Source organism: Pseudomonas sp. DC3200b2 (assembly GCF_049895785.1).
In the GTDB taxonomy this organism is placed as follows: domain Bacteria; phylum Pseudomonadota; class Gammaproteobacteria; order Pseudomonadales; family Pseudomonadaceae; genus Aquipseudomonas; species Aquipseudomonas massiliensis.
The window spans coordinates 598,326-614,128 of the sequence record NZ_JAFCTA010000002.1; the positions used below are offsets into that span (position 1 = coordinate 598,326).

Here is a 15,803-nt window from a genome sequence, read left to right on the forward strand (position 1 = left end):
GCAGTTCCACCGTTTTCTTTCAGATCCGCGGCCCCAAACTAAAATTTTTTTGCGTCCATTGAACTTTTAACGGCATCATCCCACTTACGCAGCGGTATTTCCGATACATCTTGTTATCGGACGCTGCTGGCTGTTCATCCCCAAACTATTATCGAGAGCCTATCGATGACCAGACGACTATTGTCTGTAGTAGGCGCTGCACTTCTGTGCGCGCATTCTTTACCAACTTTGGCGGACGATTCGACGCAGAGCGCCGGGGCGTCCGTGAGCCAGGCAGCGCGCGAGGCTTTCGAGCAGAAACGCGATCAGGCGTCGGGCGTCAGCGAGATCGCCAAGCCCCAGGTCAACGGCCCGAGCGCTGTGCTCGATGCTCCCATCGCTACTGAAGACGACCCGGCCCAGGCGCAGCAGCCCTGAGCAGCCCGGCTTTTCGACTGTCGCCTAAAAGGACGTATCCCTTGTCAACACTTAAACAGACACTCACCTTGAGCCTGCTCGCCTTCAGCGTGGCCCAGGCCCATGCCGCCGCGCCTGTGACGCCCAAGACCGGCAACGACGTGGAAGCCCGCGTTGGCGCCGTGCTGGACAACATGAGCCAATCGGAAAAGATCAATTTCACCCGAGTGGATGATGGCCACATGATCCCGGTGCTGAGCAAATTCGGCATGCAGGGAACGGTCGCCTACGATTCCTCCATGGGGGTTCATGTCAACAATGCCACCTTCGGCGCCCAGTACCCGGCGCAGACCGCGCTGGCCGCGACCTGGAGCCTGAACCGGGCCAAGGAATTCGGCCTGGCCATCGGCTACGAGACCCGCATCGCCGGCGGCCAGCAGATGCTATCCCCGGGGCTGAACCTGTTCCGCACGCCCTTTGGCGGCCGCGCCGCCGAGTATGTGAGCGGGGAAGACCCCTTCCTCGGCGCGGCGCTTGGGCCGGCTATCGCCAACGGCATCCAGGCCCAGGGCATCCAGGCCGGAGCCAAGCATTTCATCGCCAACGAGCAGGAAGCCAACCGGCATAACCTGAACGTGAAGGTGGACGAGCGCACCCTGCGCGAGTTGTACATGCCTGGCTTCGAGTCGTTGGTGAAGAATGCCAACGTGGCCTCGGTGATGTGCGGCTACAACAAGATCAACGGCGACTTCGCCTGCGAAAACCATCATCTGATCACGGACGTGCTCAAGGGTGAATGGGGCTACCAGGGCTTCGTGATCAGTGACTTCAACTCGGTCACCGATGCTTTCAAAGGGGCCTGGGCCGGCACCGACATCGACATGCCGTCCGGCCTGCAGTTCACCGAGGCCAAGCTGCTGCCCTATCTGTGGAGCGGCCAGCTGACCCAGAACGTGATCGACGACAAGGTCCGGCGCAACCTGCGCGGCATGGTCAGCTACGGCTTCGACACCAAGCTCAATACCGCCCAGACCCTCGAGCACCCGGAGTACGGCCAGCGCGCCTCTCTGAACGTAGCGCGCGAATCGATCGTGTTGCTGCGCAACGAGAAGGTCGACGGTAGCCAGCCGCTCCTGCCCCTGGCGCGCACCGCCAGGATCGCGGTGATCGGTGACCTGGCCCTGGAAGCGCCCTCTTCGCCGTTCGGGACCGCCAACTCGCCGCCCAACACCTATGTGACCGAACTCAGCGGCCTGCAGCAACTGGCCTCGGCAAGCGGCAATGTAACCTACCTGTCCGAAATGAGCCTCAATCCGAAGGCCTCGGTCTGGTACCAGCCAACCAGTGGCAAGAACAGCATTAGCAACAGTGGCGTCAAGGCCGAATACTTCAGCAATACCGAGTTCGCCGGCGATCCGGTGCTGACGCGCGTAGAGCCTGGGGTCAACCTGGACTGGACCACCAGCGACAACGTCACCAATTCCGGAAGCACCACGGTCTCGGGCTTCACCCCGACCGCCGGAGCCTTCTCCGCCCGCTTCACCAGCAAGATCAAGCCGACCATCAGTGGCGAGCAGGTATTCAAGGTCCGCGCGGACGGGCCGTTCAAGCTCTGGGTCAACGATGAGCTGGTGCTGGAAAGCGACGGCGTGCCCCTTGCCACCGACCTGCTGAACCCCGTATCGCGTTCCGGCAAGACAGCCAAGCTCACCGCCGGCAAGGAATACAGCGTCAAGCTGGAATACCGTCGCACTCGCGGCGACTACACCACCTTCCTCGGCGGGCTGGCTGGGGTGCAGATGAGCTGGGCTTCGCTGCGTCCGCCGAAGAACCTGGCAGACTACGACGCGGTAGTGGTGGCCGCTGGCAATACCTATGAATACGAGGGCGAGTCCATCGATCACGGCTTTGACCTGCCCGAGTATCAGTCGGACATGATCACCTACACCGCCAAGGCCAACCCCAAGACCATCGTGGTGCTGCATAGCGGTGGTTCCTTGAACATGCAGCCTTGGGCAACCAAGGTGGGCGCATCCCTGCATGCCTGGTTCCCCGGCCAGCAAGGCGGTCAGGCACTGGCAGAGATCCTGTTCGGCAAGGTGAATCCGTCCGGCAAGCTGCCGATCACCATCGACAAGAAGATAGAAGACAACCCTAGCTACGCCTCCTATTCGGACCCGGCGGCCTACCGTGGCGATAACGCCCTGAGCGAGATGACCTACAGCGAAGGCATCTACCTGGGCTACCGCGGATATGACAAGAAGCACGCCAAGCCGCTGTATCCCTTCGGCTATGGGCTGTCCTATACCACCTTCGACTACAGCGACCTGAAGCTGTCCAGCAACGTGTTGACGCCAGGCAGTACCGTGACCGTGAAATTCACGGTGACCAACAGCGGGGACAAGGCAGGCTACGAGACCGCGCAGCTGTACGTGCAGCCGGTTTCCTCGGCCGTGGACCGTCCGGAGAAAGAGCTCAAGGGCTTCGCCAAGGTGTACCTGAAGGCCGGAGAGAGCAAGACCGTGAGTATTCCGATCGACTCCCGCTCCCTGGCTTACTACGTCGAAAACACCGACAGCTGGAACGTCGATGCAGGCAAGTTCAAGATCCGCGTCGGCACCAACTCCGAAGACCTGGCGCTGGTGCGTACCCTGGTCACGCTCTATCCTGAACAACTGACCACCCGCGACAGCAACCCATTGCCCGCACCGATCCGCAAGGCGGTGCAGGTAACGGCGCAGCAGACTTACTGAGTCACACCCTGCGGGGCCGGCCGGGGCGCTTGAGCGTCGGTCGGGCCTCGCAAGTCCCGCTCCAATCGCTGAAGGTACTGGTCGAACACGGCCAGTACTTTCACGTCCTTCGGCCCGCGCAGCCATTGAATCTGCAGGCCGTCCATCACGGAAAAGATTTCCTGGGCCAGGGCTCTGACGTCGACGCCGGCGCGAATTTCACCCCGGTCCACCAGCGACTGCAGGTGTGCCTGGGCGTGGGCATGGGTCATCTCGAACTTTTCTCTGTACCACGGCCAGGCCGGGTGGTTCTTCGACAGGCTCTCGGTATTGATCATCACCGCGGCCTGGCATTCATCCCGCGTTTCGACACTGAACGTCATGCCCATGCGCAGAAAGCGCATGAACCCTTCGAGCGTGGGCGCGTCGAGCAGGTCGCCAAAACGCTCGACCACTCGCTGGTCTCGGCGGTCGAGCAGCGCGCGCAACAGCGCAACCTTGTTTGGAAAATGATGCAAGAGGCCAACGGTGGTGATGCCGGCCAGCTCCGCGATGTCGCGCATCGACGCCGCCTGGAAGCCATCGCGGGCAATTATGACAGTCGCGGCGTCCAGCAGGGCCGCCCGTCGCTGTTCGCCTTTCGGGGCGCGCCGACGCTTGGGCGTCGCCTGCTCGGCGCTTGGAGCTTGTGAATCCTTGACAGCCATGGTGATCCGCTAGGAGTAAATGGAAACCGAAGTGTTGCGCGTCGCGACTGCCCGCATCAGTATGCCGGCGGCCATGACAGCCAGCGCGGCGACCAGGGCATTTCCGAGCCACATCCCCAGCAATGCCCCGCCCGCGCCCCAGGCCTGAGCGCCGAAATGCACGAACGGCCAGGTGCCGAGACTGGCGCGTAGCCAGGCGAACCCGGCGACCCACCAGGGCCTGCCCAGGGCCAGGAAGCTGGCCAGGGCGACGAAGTCCAGGCCGAAGAACACCCACAGGCCGGCGCCGAAGTGACAGAACAGCAGAAACAGCGGCTGTGCATCCGTGGGCAGTTCGAACAGCCGGGCCAGTGGGGTGGCCAGGGCCGTGAACAGTATCCAGGCGGCCAGACCATAGAGCACAACGAGCCCCTGTGTAAAGCGCGAGGCCTGTCGCGCCCTCTCCCAATGGCCCGCGCCAAGATTCTGCGCCAGCACCGGTGTCAGTGCATTGGGCAAGGCGAAGTAGAAGGCATAACCCAGTTGCAGGAGACGATCGATGACAGCCATGGCGGCCAGGGCCGGGGCGCCAAAGCCGGAAAGCGTCAGCATCAGGTAGGTAACGGCGCAGGGCATGGCCAGCGTACCCAACATCGTGGGCACGGCGAGCCTTAAGGCTGGACGAGCATGCACAACAAACAGGACCGGCCGCCACGCCCAGCGTAGTCCTATATGGCGAGCCACGAGAGTGATCCCGGTGACCGCAGCGACGGCGGCCGACAGTGCATAGGCCATGCCAGCCCCGCGCAGGCCCATGCCAAAGGCGAAAATGAATAGCGGGTCGAGTGCCGCAAGACTCAGCGCGCCGCTGAGAACCACCATGAGGGCGGTGCGATGATACCCTTCGCTCCTAAGCAACTGGGCGCACAGTTGCATCACGCAGCTGAGCGCGGCGGCGGGTACCGCGCAGATCGCGAAGGCCTTGCCGGCCTGCCAGACAGCCGGGTCGGCACCGAACCAGGCGATGGCCGGCTCCGCCACGGCCAGTTCGAGCAGACCGAGGGCGCCGGACAGCGCCAGGGCCAGCCAGAGCAGATTTGCCGCCCAGCGGCTTCTCACGTGCTGCCCCAGCCGGCCGATACGGCCGGACCACTGGGCGCCGGCAGTGGTCACCAGCCCGGACATGACCCCGCTGTTGAGGAACACCAGCGTCTTGGCCACGCCCACTGCCGCGAGCAGCAAGGGGTCGTGAAGCATGGCCACATAGACCAGGGTCAGAATATCAACCGCGAACACCGCCAGCAGGCTTGCCGTGGTGGTCGCGCACAGGCGCAGCACGTGGCCGCCGACGTAACCCTGGACGAAGCGACCGCAGGCACGCGCAGACAGGGATGCCCGCCATTCCGGGACGCTGGAGGGTATCAGGGGCATAACGCTTGAGGGCAAATGGCCATTGAGGCGGGTGCGCTCAGGGTACGGGGCCGCCCAGTTCAGCGCAACCGCGGGAGTCGCCAACGGTCAGGCGGGGTCAGCCTCGACGAAAGCCATCACCGAATTGGCTTATAGCCAGCCATGCTGCTTGAGCGTGCGCAGATGTCGAGAGAAATGACTTACCTGATCCGCTGTCAGTGCGCCGCTCACGGCCAGGCCGCTGAGGTAGCCCACCAGTTCTTCGCTCAGGTAATCGGTGCCGATGGCTTGCAGGGCCTTGGCACGCAACTCGCTGACCTGGGTCTGGTGTCCCCAGGCTATTCCATGAGGCATTCGCACCGCCGCCAACTCGTCGAAGAACCGGTTGATCGCTTCCGCGGCACCGCCGTTGGCGCCGTGATCCTGGTCCTGCATGTCATTCCCCTCGTAACGTTCAGGGCCACGACAACGGAAGACAACCATGGCAACAGTAAGGCTGACTGTACGACGAAGTGGCGCTTTGGCAAAGCGCCATCTTCACGGTAATGAGATATCTCCCGACGACGATCCTCAGGGGTGAGTGGAATGGGCATTACTGCCGGGCGACTGCTCCATGGCCTGCGAGGCCTTGAGGTGCTGGCCGGTAGGATCATCGAGTTGAACCACCTTGCCACGCTGCCAGGCATCAGCGCCCGGGTCCACCGCCGGCGCCGGGATATCGGCCCGGGCTCGCTTCTCATCGACGCTGCTGATACCCAGCCGGCGGTCGCGGCGCTGGATCATGGCCGGGTCGGCCTGCCCGTCCGCGGTAAAGCCCATCATCAACTGCGGCACTCCCAGCGGCAGTTGCTTGTCCAGATCGGTATGCCAGGTATGCCAGGTCTTGCCATAGGTACCGACCAGCTTTTCCATCAGCGCATGCTCGGCCGACGCCGGCAAGCCGGGCGCTACCAGGGTGCCTGATTTCACTTCGTGGACATGGCTGTGCCATAGGGGCTTTTCGGCCGATGGCAAGCTGGCATAGCGCTGGGCGCTGATGATGTATTCCACGCCCATCAGCTTGGCATCCTTCTGGTTGCCGTCATAGATCACGCACTGGATCAGCTCCTCGTTGAGCACGGCGCAATAGTGATGAGCCTCCATCTGCATGCCGGGGTGGCCATTGTAGAAGTGGAAGCCATCGAGGTAGGCATTCAAGGCGTCGACGGGCGGACGGCTTTGCAGCAGGTCGGCGCCTGCATCAAGGGCGCGGGTGGAGGGGCTGGCGGGCGCCCCCGGCGCGGTGACATCTGAATGGGTATCATGGCCGGCGCACCCGACCAGCAGGCTCAAGCCCAGCATGGAAGCCAGCCGGCGAGTGTGATGGAGAGACCTGAACCGTAGCCTGGTCATCCTGAACCTCCTTATGTTGCGGCTGGGTTGGCCAGCGCGAATTCGACCAGGGTAGCGGCGCAAGCCTCGATGCCCGCTTCCAGTACCACCTCGTAGCCATGGGTATTTTCGGTGGGAATGGCGATGCAGCCACCTCGGGCACAGTGCCCCGCACTCATGACCGCGCTGGCGTCGGAGGCAAAATCCACCAGCAGGGCGACCTGCGAGCCAACGCCGGCCGCCTCCGTGGCGGCGACGAGCCCCTGTACCAGGCTACGGGTGTAATAGCCTTTCTGGTCCCCGGTATTGATGATAGGCTCCGCTGACAGCCGCGTGCCGTATTCCTCCAGCACCGGGCCTACCTCCACGGCGATGGTGGTCTCGCCGGGCAGGCGCGCCGCCGCGTACATGGCGCCGGCATTGGACTCTTCCTCAAGGGTCGTACATACGAACCAGACGTCCTGGCGCAGCGCCTCGCGACGCCTGGCCAGCCCATGCGCCGTTAATATGAGGGCCACCAGTGGCGCCCGGTCGTCCATGAAGTGCGCCGCCAAGGCATCATTGACGCGAAACAGCTGCCGCCAATGCTGGCTCAGCACTACCCGACTGCCTGGCCGCACGCCGCGCGCGACCAGGGCTTCACGACTGAGCCGAGTGACCACGTGCACGTCGCTCCAGGCCACCTGGCCGCTTAGCACGTCGCGACCCTGCTGGCTCGCGCCGCTGTTATGCATGGAGCCGAATGAAAGCACGCCGGGCAAGCTGTCTCCGTCGGCGAGGATGTCCACCGGGCAGGCGCCGAAGCTGATGGGTTGGGCACCGCCAAGCGCGGTTACCTGAAGAGTGCCATCGGCATCGACAAGCTTGACCACCATCGCGATTTCATCCAGGTGAGCCATTAGCTTGATGGCTGACTCCGGCGGCGCCGGGGCGACTGCCCGGATAACCCCGATCAGGTTGCCGGCCGGGTCCACTCGTAGTTCATCACAGACGCCTTCCAACGCCTCAGCGCAGACTTGGCGCACTTCATCTTCCTGGCCTCCAGGGCCACGCGCGAGCAACAGCTTCTGCAGCAGCTCGATCCATTGCTGTCGTTCCATCGTAATGCCTGATTGCAAGAGTCCCTGGGTAGACCATCCGCGGCCGACAGGGGTTCAGGCATCCTTCCCGGGCCCGGCTGCGACATCCGGTCACGAGCCTGCTGCTTGCAAGCGGCGAGCATCCATCGTATTTATGACTGCGATTTCCGCCACGGATACCGCCATGATCAACCGATGTAGCCTTGCCCTACTGCTGTTTCTGCTTGGCGTTCAAGCCAATGCGATGGCCGAAGGCGATGTGGAAGCCGGTCGCGCGCTGTTCAAGGGCCGCTGCGGTGGCTGCCATACCATTGGCCCGGGCGCGCAGTCGGCCTTCGGCCCGGCCCTCACCGGAGTGGTCGGTCGCCAGGCCGGCAGCGACCCGGGCTACCAGTACTCTACTGCCTTGAAGAATGCCGGCTTCGTCTGGACGCCGGACAAGCTCAAGGCTTACATCGATGACCCCAAGGGCGTGGTGCCGGGCACGCGGATGAACTTTTGGTGGATTGGCAGCGATCAGAAGCTCTCCGATCTGATGGCCTATCTTGCTTCGCAGTCCGAGGCTCAGGATCTCCCCGCCCCTGCATTGTCCCCAACCCAGACTCCATGATCGCAGCCGCCGATCGGCTATGGCACATAGCTATTATCCAGATGTGTGCCGTGCCACATTAAAGCTGTAGCGTTTCAGCCGATAATAGAAGTACTTATCGACTGGGGGTTGTATGTTCTTACGTCAATTGCGCATCGCTCAACGTTCGTTGCTGTGCTTCGGTTTCTTCGCCCTGCTGGTGCTGGGCTTCGGCCTGTTCTCCCTGGGACAGGTATCTGCCATACGGGAATCCCAGCGGGTTCTGCAACTCAATGTGTTGCCGAGCGTGCAGACCATCGACCAACTGCGCAACGATCTGCTCTCCATCCGCCTGTTCAACAGCAGCCTGCGTTTGGCCAAGGACAGCGCCACCATCGCCTCCGCCGAGCAGCGAATTCAAGGTGCCCGGGCAGCGTTGAACAGCGATCTGGAGGTCCTGCGCCCGCTATTGATCAGTCAGCAGGGCCAGGCGGCCTACGCGGAGCTGGTACGCGCGACCCGGACCTACCTGGAGGTACATGACCGCTACCTTACCGCTGTGCGGGCCAACCAGGACGCGACCATCGTCGCCCTGACCGCCAGCGGTGGCGAGATGACCCTGGCCGCCGAGCAGGTCCAAGGGTTGATCGACCGGCTCAATGGCTTGATCGACGGCAAGGTCAAACGTGAGGAGGTCAATGCCACGGCTACCTACCAACAGGCCAAGGAAGTCACCATTGTCGTGATCCTGCTCGCGCTGGCGGCGACCGTGGCCCTGGCGACATTCTTCACCCGTAGCCTGGTGAGCCCTATCAGCCGTGCCCTGGGTGTGGCCGAGCGCATCGCCGACAATGACTTGAGCCAGCCCGTGGCCGCGGACGCACAGGACGAACCGGGTCGCCTGCTGGGCGCCCTGGCACAGATGCAGGCGAACCTGCGAGTGACCCTGGGCGAGCTGAGGGATTCCTCGACCCGCCTGGCCTCCACCTCCGAGGAAATGGCCGCCGTCACTGACGATGCTCTGCGCGGCATCCAACGGCAGAACGACGAAATCGCCCAGTCCGCCACCGCCATGAACCAGATGTCGGCCGCCGTGGAAGAAGTGGCCAGCAATGCAGTGCTGGCCTCCGAGGCGGCGCGAGCCTCGAGCACGGCCGCCGAGCACGGTCAACGTCAGGTGGGCCAGACCGTGCATGCGATCAACGACGTGCAAGGCGCGGTCGACCGCGCCGCCGAGGAACTCGATGCCCTCGCCGGCCAGGTGCGAAGCATTGGCGGCGTACTGGAAGTGATTCGCGGTGTGGCTGAGCAGACCAACCTGTTGGCGCTCAACGCCGCCATCGAAGCCGCACGCGCCGGTGAAGCCGGACGTGGCTTCGCGGTAGTCGCCGATGAGGTACGCGCCCTTGCCCATCGGACCCAGCAGTCCACCGCGCAGATCGAGGAAATGGTCGTGGGCATTCAGGCCGGTGCCGACAAGGCGGTAAAGTCCATGAATGACAGCAGCGAGCGGGCACGCATCAGCGTAAGCGTGGCCGAAGCGGCCGGCGCTGCCCTGGTCGATATCAACCACGCCATTGCGCAGATCAACGCCCGTAACCTGAATATCGCCTCGGCGACTGAACAGCAGGCCCAGGTCGCCAGGGAAGTGGACCGTAGCCTGGTCAGCATCCGCGATCTGTCGATCCAGACCGCCGCCGGCGCGCAGCAGACCGCGGCCGCCGGCAATGACCTGTCGCGTCTGGCGGTAGCCCTCAATGGCACGCTGCTGCGCTTCAGGCTGTGACAGGGGCGCCGCGACCGTACTGTCCAGCCTGAAATCACAGCCGTTCGCTGGCTGACACCTGCTCCGCCGGCCTGACCTTCCTGTACCGACGCAAGGCGGCACGCAGCGCATCCAGAGGCTGCGGGCCGCTGGAGCCGCCCCCAGGCTCGGCCAAAGATGCCTCCAGGGCCGCCGCCAGGCTTGCGACCTCGTTGGCGCCCACCATCAGCGCCGCGCCGTGAATGCGGTGTGCCTGGTGGGCTGCCTGCGCGGCATCGCCGGCCTCGAGGGCGGCCGCCAGGCCAAGCAGGTCCGCCTCGGTGCTGTCGATGAATACCTGGACAAGCCGGCTGTCCACCGACGGTACACCGGGGAGGTCGGAGGCCGGCTCGCTGATCCAGAGGTCCAACAGTGACTCCAGCTCGGCCAGGCGCAAGGGCTTGCTCAAGCTGCCATCCATTTCGCTGGCAAAGACCCGCTCACGATGAGCATCATCGGTGGCTGCCGAGATGGCCAGCACCGGGGTGCGCCGCCGGCCTGCCCGACGCTCCAGTTCGCGAATCCGCCGGGTCACCTCATAGCCATCCATGCCAGGCAAGTGGCAGTCCATCAGGATGGCGTCGAACAGTGGCTGATGTTCCAGCCTGGCCAAAGCAGCAGGCCCGTCGGCCACAAGCTCGCAGCCATAGCCCAGGGCTTCGAGCTGCAGGCTGATGGCCTGTTGGTTCACCACGTGGTCTTCGACCAGCAGTATCTTGCGCTCCGTCTGGCTGGAAACGGTTGCGACGTCATCCGCGGGCACCTCGACCGAGTTGCCAGGCTCTTTCTCATCGCCCAGCCACTGCACGGGCACCCTGAACCAGACGGTCGTCCCCTCGCCCGCCTGGCTACGCAAGCCGATATCGCCTTCCATCAAGGCGACCAGGTCTTTACAGATGGCCAACCCCAGGCCACTGCCTCCATAGCGGCGGCTGGTGGAATTCTCGGCTTGCACGAATGGCTGGAATACCTGGGCCTGGCGTTGCGGGTCGATGCCGATACCGGTGTCAGCGACTTCCACATGAAGGCACGGCATAGCGCCCAAGGTGAGGCGCATGCGCAATTCGATCCGCCCTTGATGGGTGAACTTGACCGCGTTGGACAGCAGGTTGTTGAGGATCTGGCGGGTACGCACGGGGTCGATGCGCACCAGGGCCGGTGCGGGCCCTTCGTGCACGAACGCCAGGGCGACGCCCTTCTGGTTCGCGCCGAGCCGATGAATGTCGGCGACAGCTTCGGCCAGGGCCCAGAGTTCGGTCGGTTGCGGGTCGAGTTGAACCTGGCGAGCCTGCAAGCGGGACAGACTGAGCACATCATCGAGCAATTCCAGCAGGTTTCCAGCGGCGGATGCCGCCAGGCTTGCCAATTGTTCCTGTCGCGCTTGCAGGGGCGTGCGCCTCAGCAGCTCGATGGACGACAGGATGGCGTTCATCGGTGTACGGATCTCGTGGGTCATCATCGCCAGGAACGCCGACTTGGCTTCCTCGCTGCGCTGGGCCTCGCGGCGGGCCCGGGTAGCATTGCGAGCGAACAACACCAGCAACAGTACACACAGCGCCAACCCGAGCAGCTCGCCACGATAGTAACGCAGCAGGGTTGACCACGAGGGCGCGCCAAAATCCGTCTGCGCGATCCAGCGGGCCTGCATCTGGTCAGTGGCTCGGGAGGTCAGGGTGGCAAGACTCTTGTCGATGATCGCCTTGAGCACAGGCTCGCGCGGTGAAATGCCCATGGCGATGACCGCGGGCATCTCGGAAATCACGCCGGACAAGTGCAGTTGATCGAAGTACTTGCGTCGCACCAGGGGCCGTAGCGCCTGATCGAGGCCAACGACCGCGTCGGCGGTGCCTTCGTCTACCGCGGCGAGGGCGTCCTCGGCTTCGTCGAGCAGCAACAGATGAATGCCCGAATAGTGTCGGCTCAGGTAGCGTTCATAATTGCCGCCCCGCTTGACGGCTACCAGTTGACCCTCCAGCTTGGCCGGGCTGTAGGCGATGGGGCTGGCCGCCTTGGTGATGATGACCGAAGCCCCGACGAAATAGGGGTCGCTATAGAGCAGGCGGTGACCGAATTCATCATCCAGGAGGTGCGTCGATACGGCGGGCAGCAGGTCCAGCTCGCCGCGCCCGATCATATCCAGGCTGTGCTGCAGGTTCGGGCTGGGCACCTCCTGAAACACCAGCCCCGTGGTTTCCTGCACATAGTCGATATATTCCCGGGTCAGGCCTTGATGCCGACCTTTGTTGTCGCGGTATTCCATGGGCCAGTACGGGTCAATGGCATAACGGACTACCGGGTGCTCGCGTATCCACGCCTGCTCCTGCTCCGTGAACAGCTGCGCGCTCGCCATGCTGGGCCAGAGAATGGCGGCCGCTAGGCAGCCGCACCACCGGAACACCTTACCGGCCTTCCAGCTGTGAGCTGATCTTGAACAACTCATGGTCGGTACGCAGGCCGAGCTTGCGGTAGGCCGACTGTTTCTGAGCGCTGATCGTCTTGATGCTGCGAGAAAACTTGGATGCGATGGCCGTCACCGAAAGACCGTCCAGGCAGCAGCGCAACACCTCGCGTTCACGGGGGGTCAATGAATGGGTGGAAACCAATGCGGCGGCGGGTGGGGTTTCCGTGTCGTCCTGGGCCGCCAGGGGCAAGGTAGCGACATTGTTGCGCAGCAGTTCCCCTTCCATGTCAGGGTGCAGGTAGATCTCGCCACCCGCCACGGTGCGAATGGCCTTGAGCAATTCCTGGGCGCCGAGTTCCTTGCCGACGAACCCTGTAGCGCCGCAACGCAGCGAGAGCGCGACCGTGGCCGGTGTGTGCAGGGATGAAATCACCACCACCGCCACCTTGGGATACCGGGTGCGAATGGCCTTTATCAGGTTCAGGCCATCGACTTCACCAGGGCTTAGTGCGTAATCGATGACCACCATGTCCACTTCGTTGGCACGCAGCGCGGCCAGCAGCGAATGACTGTTGGTATGGGTGCTCAGAACGCGGAGGTCGGGCTGGTCGCCAAGCAGGTGCGACATCCCGTGGAGGATGAATTCATGGTCATCCAGCAGCATCAGGCGCAGGGGCGCCGCATATTTCTTCATGCGAGCCACCTCGGCGAAACAGGCGCTTGGGCCGGCCTTGGGATGGGACTGCCCTGAGTGTGCGGTACAGGTGCGGAATCTTTCATGCTGCCAAGCCTCGAAACTTTCGGTTCATGGCGCCCTGAAGGCGCTCCTTAAGGGAGTTCGCCGGAAGGCTTGGCTCGGGACAGCTCCTGTTTTCAGAGCTTAGCCTGAAGACCGAAGCGGAGAAACCCTGGATCATGCTTCCCGTGCCGAAGGCTTGCCGTAGAACAGGCAGGCACTTTAGGTCGCACCTGTATCCAGTTGTATCGGAATGATCTTAATTTACTGATTTTGAAACACTTTTCTCCAGAATTCTGCCTGCTCGATGCCGGGCAATACTAGCGCAATTCATGCATACGACCGATAACTGCTATCAACAAGGCTGATTAAGTAGGGCGATCGATCAGTGTTAAGGTTTACCCCGAAGCTGAGGTCGCCGGCAAATACCCCCCGCCGTCCGGCGCCTTTCTCCTTCGTCCTTTGGTGATAAGTTGGCCACCGCACCCATGGCGCGGTGGCTATTTTTTCTGCCTCAGGTCTTTGAACCTTTCCTGGCCCGCTGCGCTTGCGCCTGGGCATGCGCCTGGGCAAGGGCTTGCTCGAGCCAGCCGATACGCGCGCGCGCTTCAGCCAGTTCGCTGGTGTGCGCCAGGTGCTTTGCCGCTGCCTCCCTGGCCTGTTCACGTTCTTGCGCCAATTGCTGGCTTAGCGCGTCCCGCGACCCTTCGGCCTGACCTCGCAACGCTGCCAGCTTGGCCAATTCTCCCTGGAGCGCAGCGATCCGAGCCTGTGCTTCTTGCTCCCGCGCCTCACCCTGCTCCAAGGCTGCGCGCAGGTGCCGAGAGTCGCTGTCCCGCTGGGTGAGTGCCTCCTGTGCCGCCTTTAGCCCGGCCTGAGCCTGCCGCAACTCTTCCTGCAAGCCCATCGCAATCGCCTCATGACGGCGCCGCTCTTGCTCACGCAGTGCCTGGCTGTCCAGCCGTTCCTGCCGCAACGCCTCCACGGCCTGCTGATGCTTGCCCTCCCAGGCGCTTGCCTGACTTTGCTGGTCAGCGAGCCGGGATTGCAAGTCCTCTCGGGCCTGGCTCAACCGCGCATTGTCCAGGCGGGCAGCCTGGATGGTTTCTTGCAATCGCGTGATTTGCTCACCGGCGCCAGCCAGGGCCAGGTCACGATCGGCGAGAGTCCGCTCCAGCTGAGCAAGTCGCTCGGCCTGGTCGTTCAAGGTGCCTTGCAGGCGAGCCCGGTGTGTATCGAACGCTTCCTGGGCCGTGTCGATGCGCGCCTGGGCTTCATCATGCAGCCGCTGGGCCAAGGCGCCGACCAGTTCGCTCAGCGTGTCGCTGATGCTGCCCATGCCTTCGGCCAGGGTTCCTTCAGCCTGGTCCAGCTCCTTGAGGTAGCGGTGAATGGTGCTCTTGGACCCGGTGTTGCCCAGCTCGATCCGAATGGCATCGATACTGGGGTTCTGCCCCTTGGCCAAGAGCGCCTTGCGCGCCTTGTCCACCGATGCCTTATCGATACCGCCACGTGCCATAGGTCCCCCAGGGTGAATTGATAGCTTGCAGCCATGTATTGTCCGGCGTTTTAGGTAGCCAGTGCTAGTGCGTGCTAGCCACCCGAGCGAGGGCTGGCCGGCTTGCGCCGGGCCAGGCGCTCACTCAGCTGGCTGAACTGGGCCTGCAGCGTATCGGCGCGAGCGTGCTGCACAGCCGCCTCCCGACGAGCCGCTTCCAAGGCTTCTTGCGCCTGGCTCAGGCGTGCCTGTAGGGCCGTCTGCGCGTGCTCGGCTTCCATCGCGCGCTGAAGCCGCTCCTCTCGCGCCTGCGTGGCCTGGCCCTGGGCGATCACCGCCTGCTGCTGGGCTTCAGTCAATTGCACAAGGATCGAGGCCTGGCGCTGTTGAAAATCAGCCAGCTGCAGCCGCGCCTCCTTCAACTCTGCCGCGCGTGCCTTGCTCTCTTCGCGAGCTCGATCGACCTCCCGATGGGCGCGCTCCTCTACGCCCCGCACGTAGGCCTCCTGCGCCAGACGGGCTTCTTCGGCCTGACGCCGGGCGGTGTCCAAGGTGGCCTGCATCTGTTGTATCTGTTGCGCGGCAAGCGCTTGCCCTTGCTGCAGCGCTTCACGCTGAGCATGCAGATCGTCGATCTGCGCCTGTCGCTCTTCCAGCAAGCGTTCCAGGTCTGTCAGGCGGGTCTCTACAGCGCGGCGCGCAGACTCGGCCGCATTGACCTGCTGCCGGGCGCCGGCCACCTCTCGCCTGGCCTGATCCTCGGCTTGGGCGAGTTGCAGCCGCTCCTGGGCGAGGAGCTGCCGTTGCTGCTCCAGGGTTTGTTCAGCGATTGCCTGGGCCAAGCCGACAGCGTGACGCCATACCGCAACGAACGCCTCCGACACTTCGCTCGGCAAGGCGGGCAAGCGGGTCTCGCCGCGCAGCCGCTGGGCGAGACGGTCCCACCATTGATCGAGCAAGGCTCCGACCCGCGCAGGGCTGCCCCGGCCCAGCTCCAGGCGAACCCGCTCCACGGTGGGGCGCTCCCCTCGTGCCAGCACAGCGTCAGCTGCGGCATAGACGTCTTCTTCTGGAACCCCTACCGCCACGCCCCTACCCTCGATAAATTAGGTCTGATAATGA

Annotated in this window: 13 protein-coding genes and 1 pseudogene; 5 read left to right on the forward strand and 9 right to left on the reverse strand. The window is 63.6% G+C overall.

The features are described 5' to 3' along the window. Window positions 1-264 precede the first annotated feature (264 nt). Together ACP691_RS08460 and ACP691_RS08465 are read left to right on the forward strand one after the other, a co-directional pair. Window positions 265-417 (forward strand): hypothetical protein, encoded by a 153-nt coding sequence (locus ACP691_RS08460; protein WP_232430946.1) that lies wholly within the window; start codon window positions 265-267, stop codon window positions 415-417. A 41-nt stretch (window positions 418-458) separates the two neighbouring features. Next, window positions 459-3,149: a glycoside hydrolase family 3 protein gene (locus ACP691_RS08465; protein ID WP_426199383.1), complete on the forward strand. Its 2,691-nt coding sequence runs from the start codon at window positions 459-461 to the stop codon at window positions 3,147-3,149. Here ACP691_RS08465 and ACP691_RS08470 read toward each other — a convergent pair. The 5 genes from ACP691_RS08470 to ACP691_RS08490 form a co-directional block, all read right to left on the reverse strand. Then, entirely contained in the window at window positions 3,143-3,835 is a 693-nt protein-coding gene (locus tag ACP691_RS08470) for a TetR/AcrR family transcriptional regulator (RefSeq protein WP_426199385.1), read from the reverse strand. The genes ACP691_RS08465 and ACP691_RS08470 overlap by 7 nt on opposite strands. Window positions 3,836-3,844: 9 nt before the next feature. Then, window positions 3,845-5,245 carry an MATE family efflux transporter gene (locus tag ACP691_RS08475; protein WP_426199387.1) on the reverse strand — a complete coding sequence of 467 codons (1,401 nt, stop codon included), beginning with the start codon at window positions 5,243-5,245 and terminating at the stop codon, window positions 3,845-3,847. A gap of 129 nt (window positions 5,246-5,374) precedes the next feature. Then, window positions 5,375-5,659: a hypothetical protein gene (locus ACP691_RS08480; RefSeq protein ID WP_426199389.1), complete on the reverse strand. Its 285-nt coding sequence runs from the start codon at window positions 5,657-5,659 to the stop codon at window positions 5,375-5,377. Window positions 5,660-5,794: 135 nt separating this feature from the next. After that, entirely contained in the window at window positions 5,795-6,565 is a 771-nt protein-coding gene (locus tag ACP691_RS08485) for an OBAP family protein (RefSeq protein WP_426199650.1), read from the reverse strand. 62 nt (window positions 6,566-6,627) lie between these two features. Beyond that, the gene (locus ACP691_RS08490) at window positions 6,628-7,695 is read right to left on the reverse strand and encodes a M42 family peptidase (RefSeq protein ID WP_426199391.1); all 1,068 of its coding nucleotides are present in this window, start codon (window positions 7,693-7,695) and stop codon (window positions 6,628-6,630) included. Between the two features lie 163 nt (window positions 7,696-7,858). Here ACP691_RS08490 and ACP691_RS08495 point away from each other — a divergent pair, with 163 nt between their 5' ends. The 3 genes and pseudogenes from ACP691_RS08495 to ACP691_RS08505 all read left to right on the forward strand — a co-directional run bounded on the left by ACP691_RS08495 (window position 7,859) and on the right by ACP691_RS08505 (window position 10,028). Continuing rightward, window positions 7,859-8,284 carry a c-type cytochrome gene (locus ACP691_RS08495; RefSeq protein ID WP_426199393.1) on the forward strand — a complete coding sequence of 142 codons (426 nt, stop codon included), beginning with the start codon at window positions 7,859-7,861 and terminating at the stop codon, window positions 8,282-8,284. A 112-nt stretch (window positions 8,285-8,396) separates the two neighbouring features. Further along, a pseudogene (locus ACP691_RS08500) lies at window positions 8,397-9,170 on the forward strand (MCP four helix bundle domain-containing protein); the annotation flags it as partial. A gap of 69 nt (window positions 9,171-9,239) precedes the next feature. Further along, window positions 9,240-10,028 (forward strand): methyl-accepting chemotaxis protein, encoded by a 789-nt coding sequence (locus tag ACP691_RS08505; RefSeq protein ID WP_426199652.1) that lies wholly within the window; start codon window positions 9,240-9,242, stop codon window positions 10,026-10,028. Window positions 10,029-10,062: 34 nt separating this feature from the next. On the opposite strand, the gene ACP691_RS08510 is transcribed toward ACP691_RS08505, so the two are convergent. From ACP691_RS08510 to ACP691_RS08525, 4 genes are all read right to left on the reverse strand, one after another. Beyond that, complete coding sequence (locus ACP691_RS08510; RefSeq protein WP_426199395.1) at window positions 10,063-12,396, reverse strand: ATP-binding protein; 2,334 nt, start codon at window positions 12,394-12,396, stop codon at window positions 10,063-10,065. Window positions 12,397-12,445: 49 nt separating this feature from the next. Further along, a complete protein-coding gene (locus ACP691_RS08515) occupies window positions 12,446-13,141 on the reverse strand; it encodes a response regulator (protein ID WP_426199397.1) in 696 nt (231 codons plus the stop codon). 556 nt (window positions 13,142-13,697) lie between these two features. Further along, the gene (locus ACP691_RS08520) at window positions 13,698-14,702 is read right to left on the reverse strand and encodes a DNA-binding protein (protein WP_426199398.1); all 1,005 of its coding nucleotides are present in this window, start codon (window positions 14,700-14,702) and stop codon (window positions 13,698-13,700) included. A 74-nt stretch (window positions 14,703-14,776) separates the two neighbouring features. Next, complete coding sequence (locus tag ACP691_RS08525; protein WP_426199400.1) at window positions 14,777-15,769, reverse strand: DNA-binding protein; 993 nt, start codon at window positions 15,767-15,769, stop codon at window positions 14,777-14,779. Between the last annotated feature and the right edge of the window lie 34 nt (window positions 15,770-15,803).

Excerpts from the sequence above, each read along its gene's own strand:
- ACP691_RS08470 (WP_426199385.1), bottom strand. The coding sequence starts at position 3,835 with ATGGCTGTCAAGGATTCACAAGCTCCAAGCGCCGAGCAGGCGACGCCC.
- ACP691_RS08475 (WP_426199387.1), bottom strand. The coding sequence starts at position 5,245 with ATGCCCCTGATACCCTCCAGCGTCCCGGAATGGCGGGCATCCCTGTCT.
- ACP691_RS08480 (WP_426199389.1), bottom strand. The coding sequence starts at position 5,659 with ATGCAGGACCAGGATCACGGCGCCAACGGCGGTGCCGCGGAAGCGATC.
- ACP691_RS08485 (WP_426199650.1), bottom strand. The coding sequence starts at position 6,565 with ATGCTGGGCTTGAGCCTGCTGGTCGGGTGCGCCGGCCATGATACCCAT.
- ACP691_RS08490 (WP_426199391.1), bottom strand. The coding sequence starts at position 7,695 with ATGGAACGACAGCAATGGATCGAGCTGCTGCAGAAGCTGTTGCTCGCG.
- ACP691_RS08495 (WP_426199393.1), top strand. The coding sequence starts at position 7,859 with ATGATCAACCGATGTAGCCTTGCCCTACTGCTGTTTCTGCTTGGCGTT.
- ACP691_RS08505 (WP_426199652.1), top strand. The coding sequence starts at position 9,240 with ATGGCCGCCGTCACTGACGATGCTCTGCGCGGCATCCAACGGCAGAAC.
- ACP691_RS08510 (WP_426199395.1), bottom strand. The coding sequence starts at position 12,396 with ATGGCGAGCGCGCAGCTGTTCACGGAGCAGGAGCAGGCGTGGATACGC.
- ACP691_RS08515 (WP_426199397.1), bottom strand. The coding sequence starts at position 13,141 with ATGAAGAAATATGCGGCGCCCCTGCGCCTGATGCTGCTGGATGACCAT.
- ACP691_RS08520 (WP_426199398.1), bottom strand. The coding sequence starts at position 14,702 with ATGGCACGTGGCGGTATCGATAAGGCATCGGTGGACAAGGCGCGCAAG.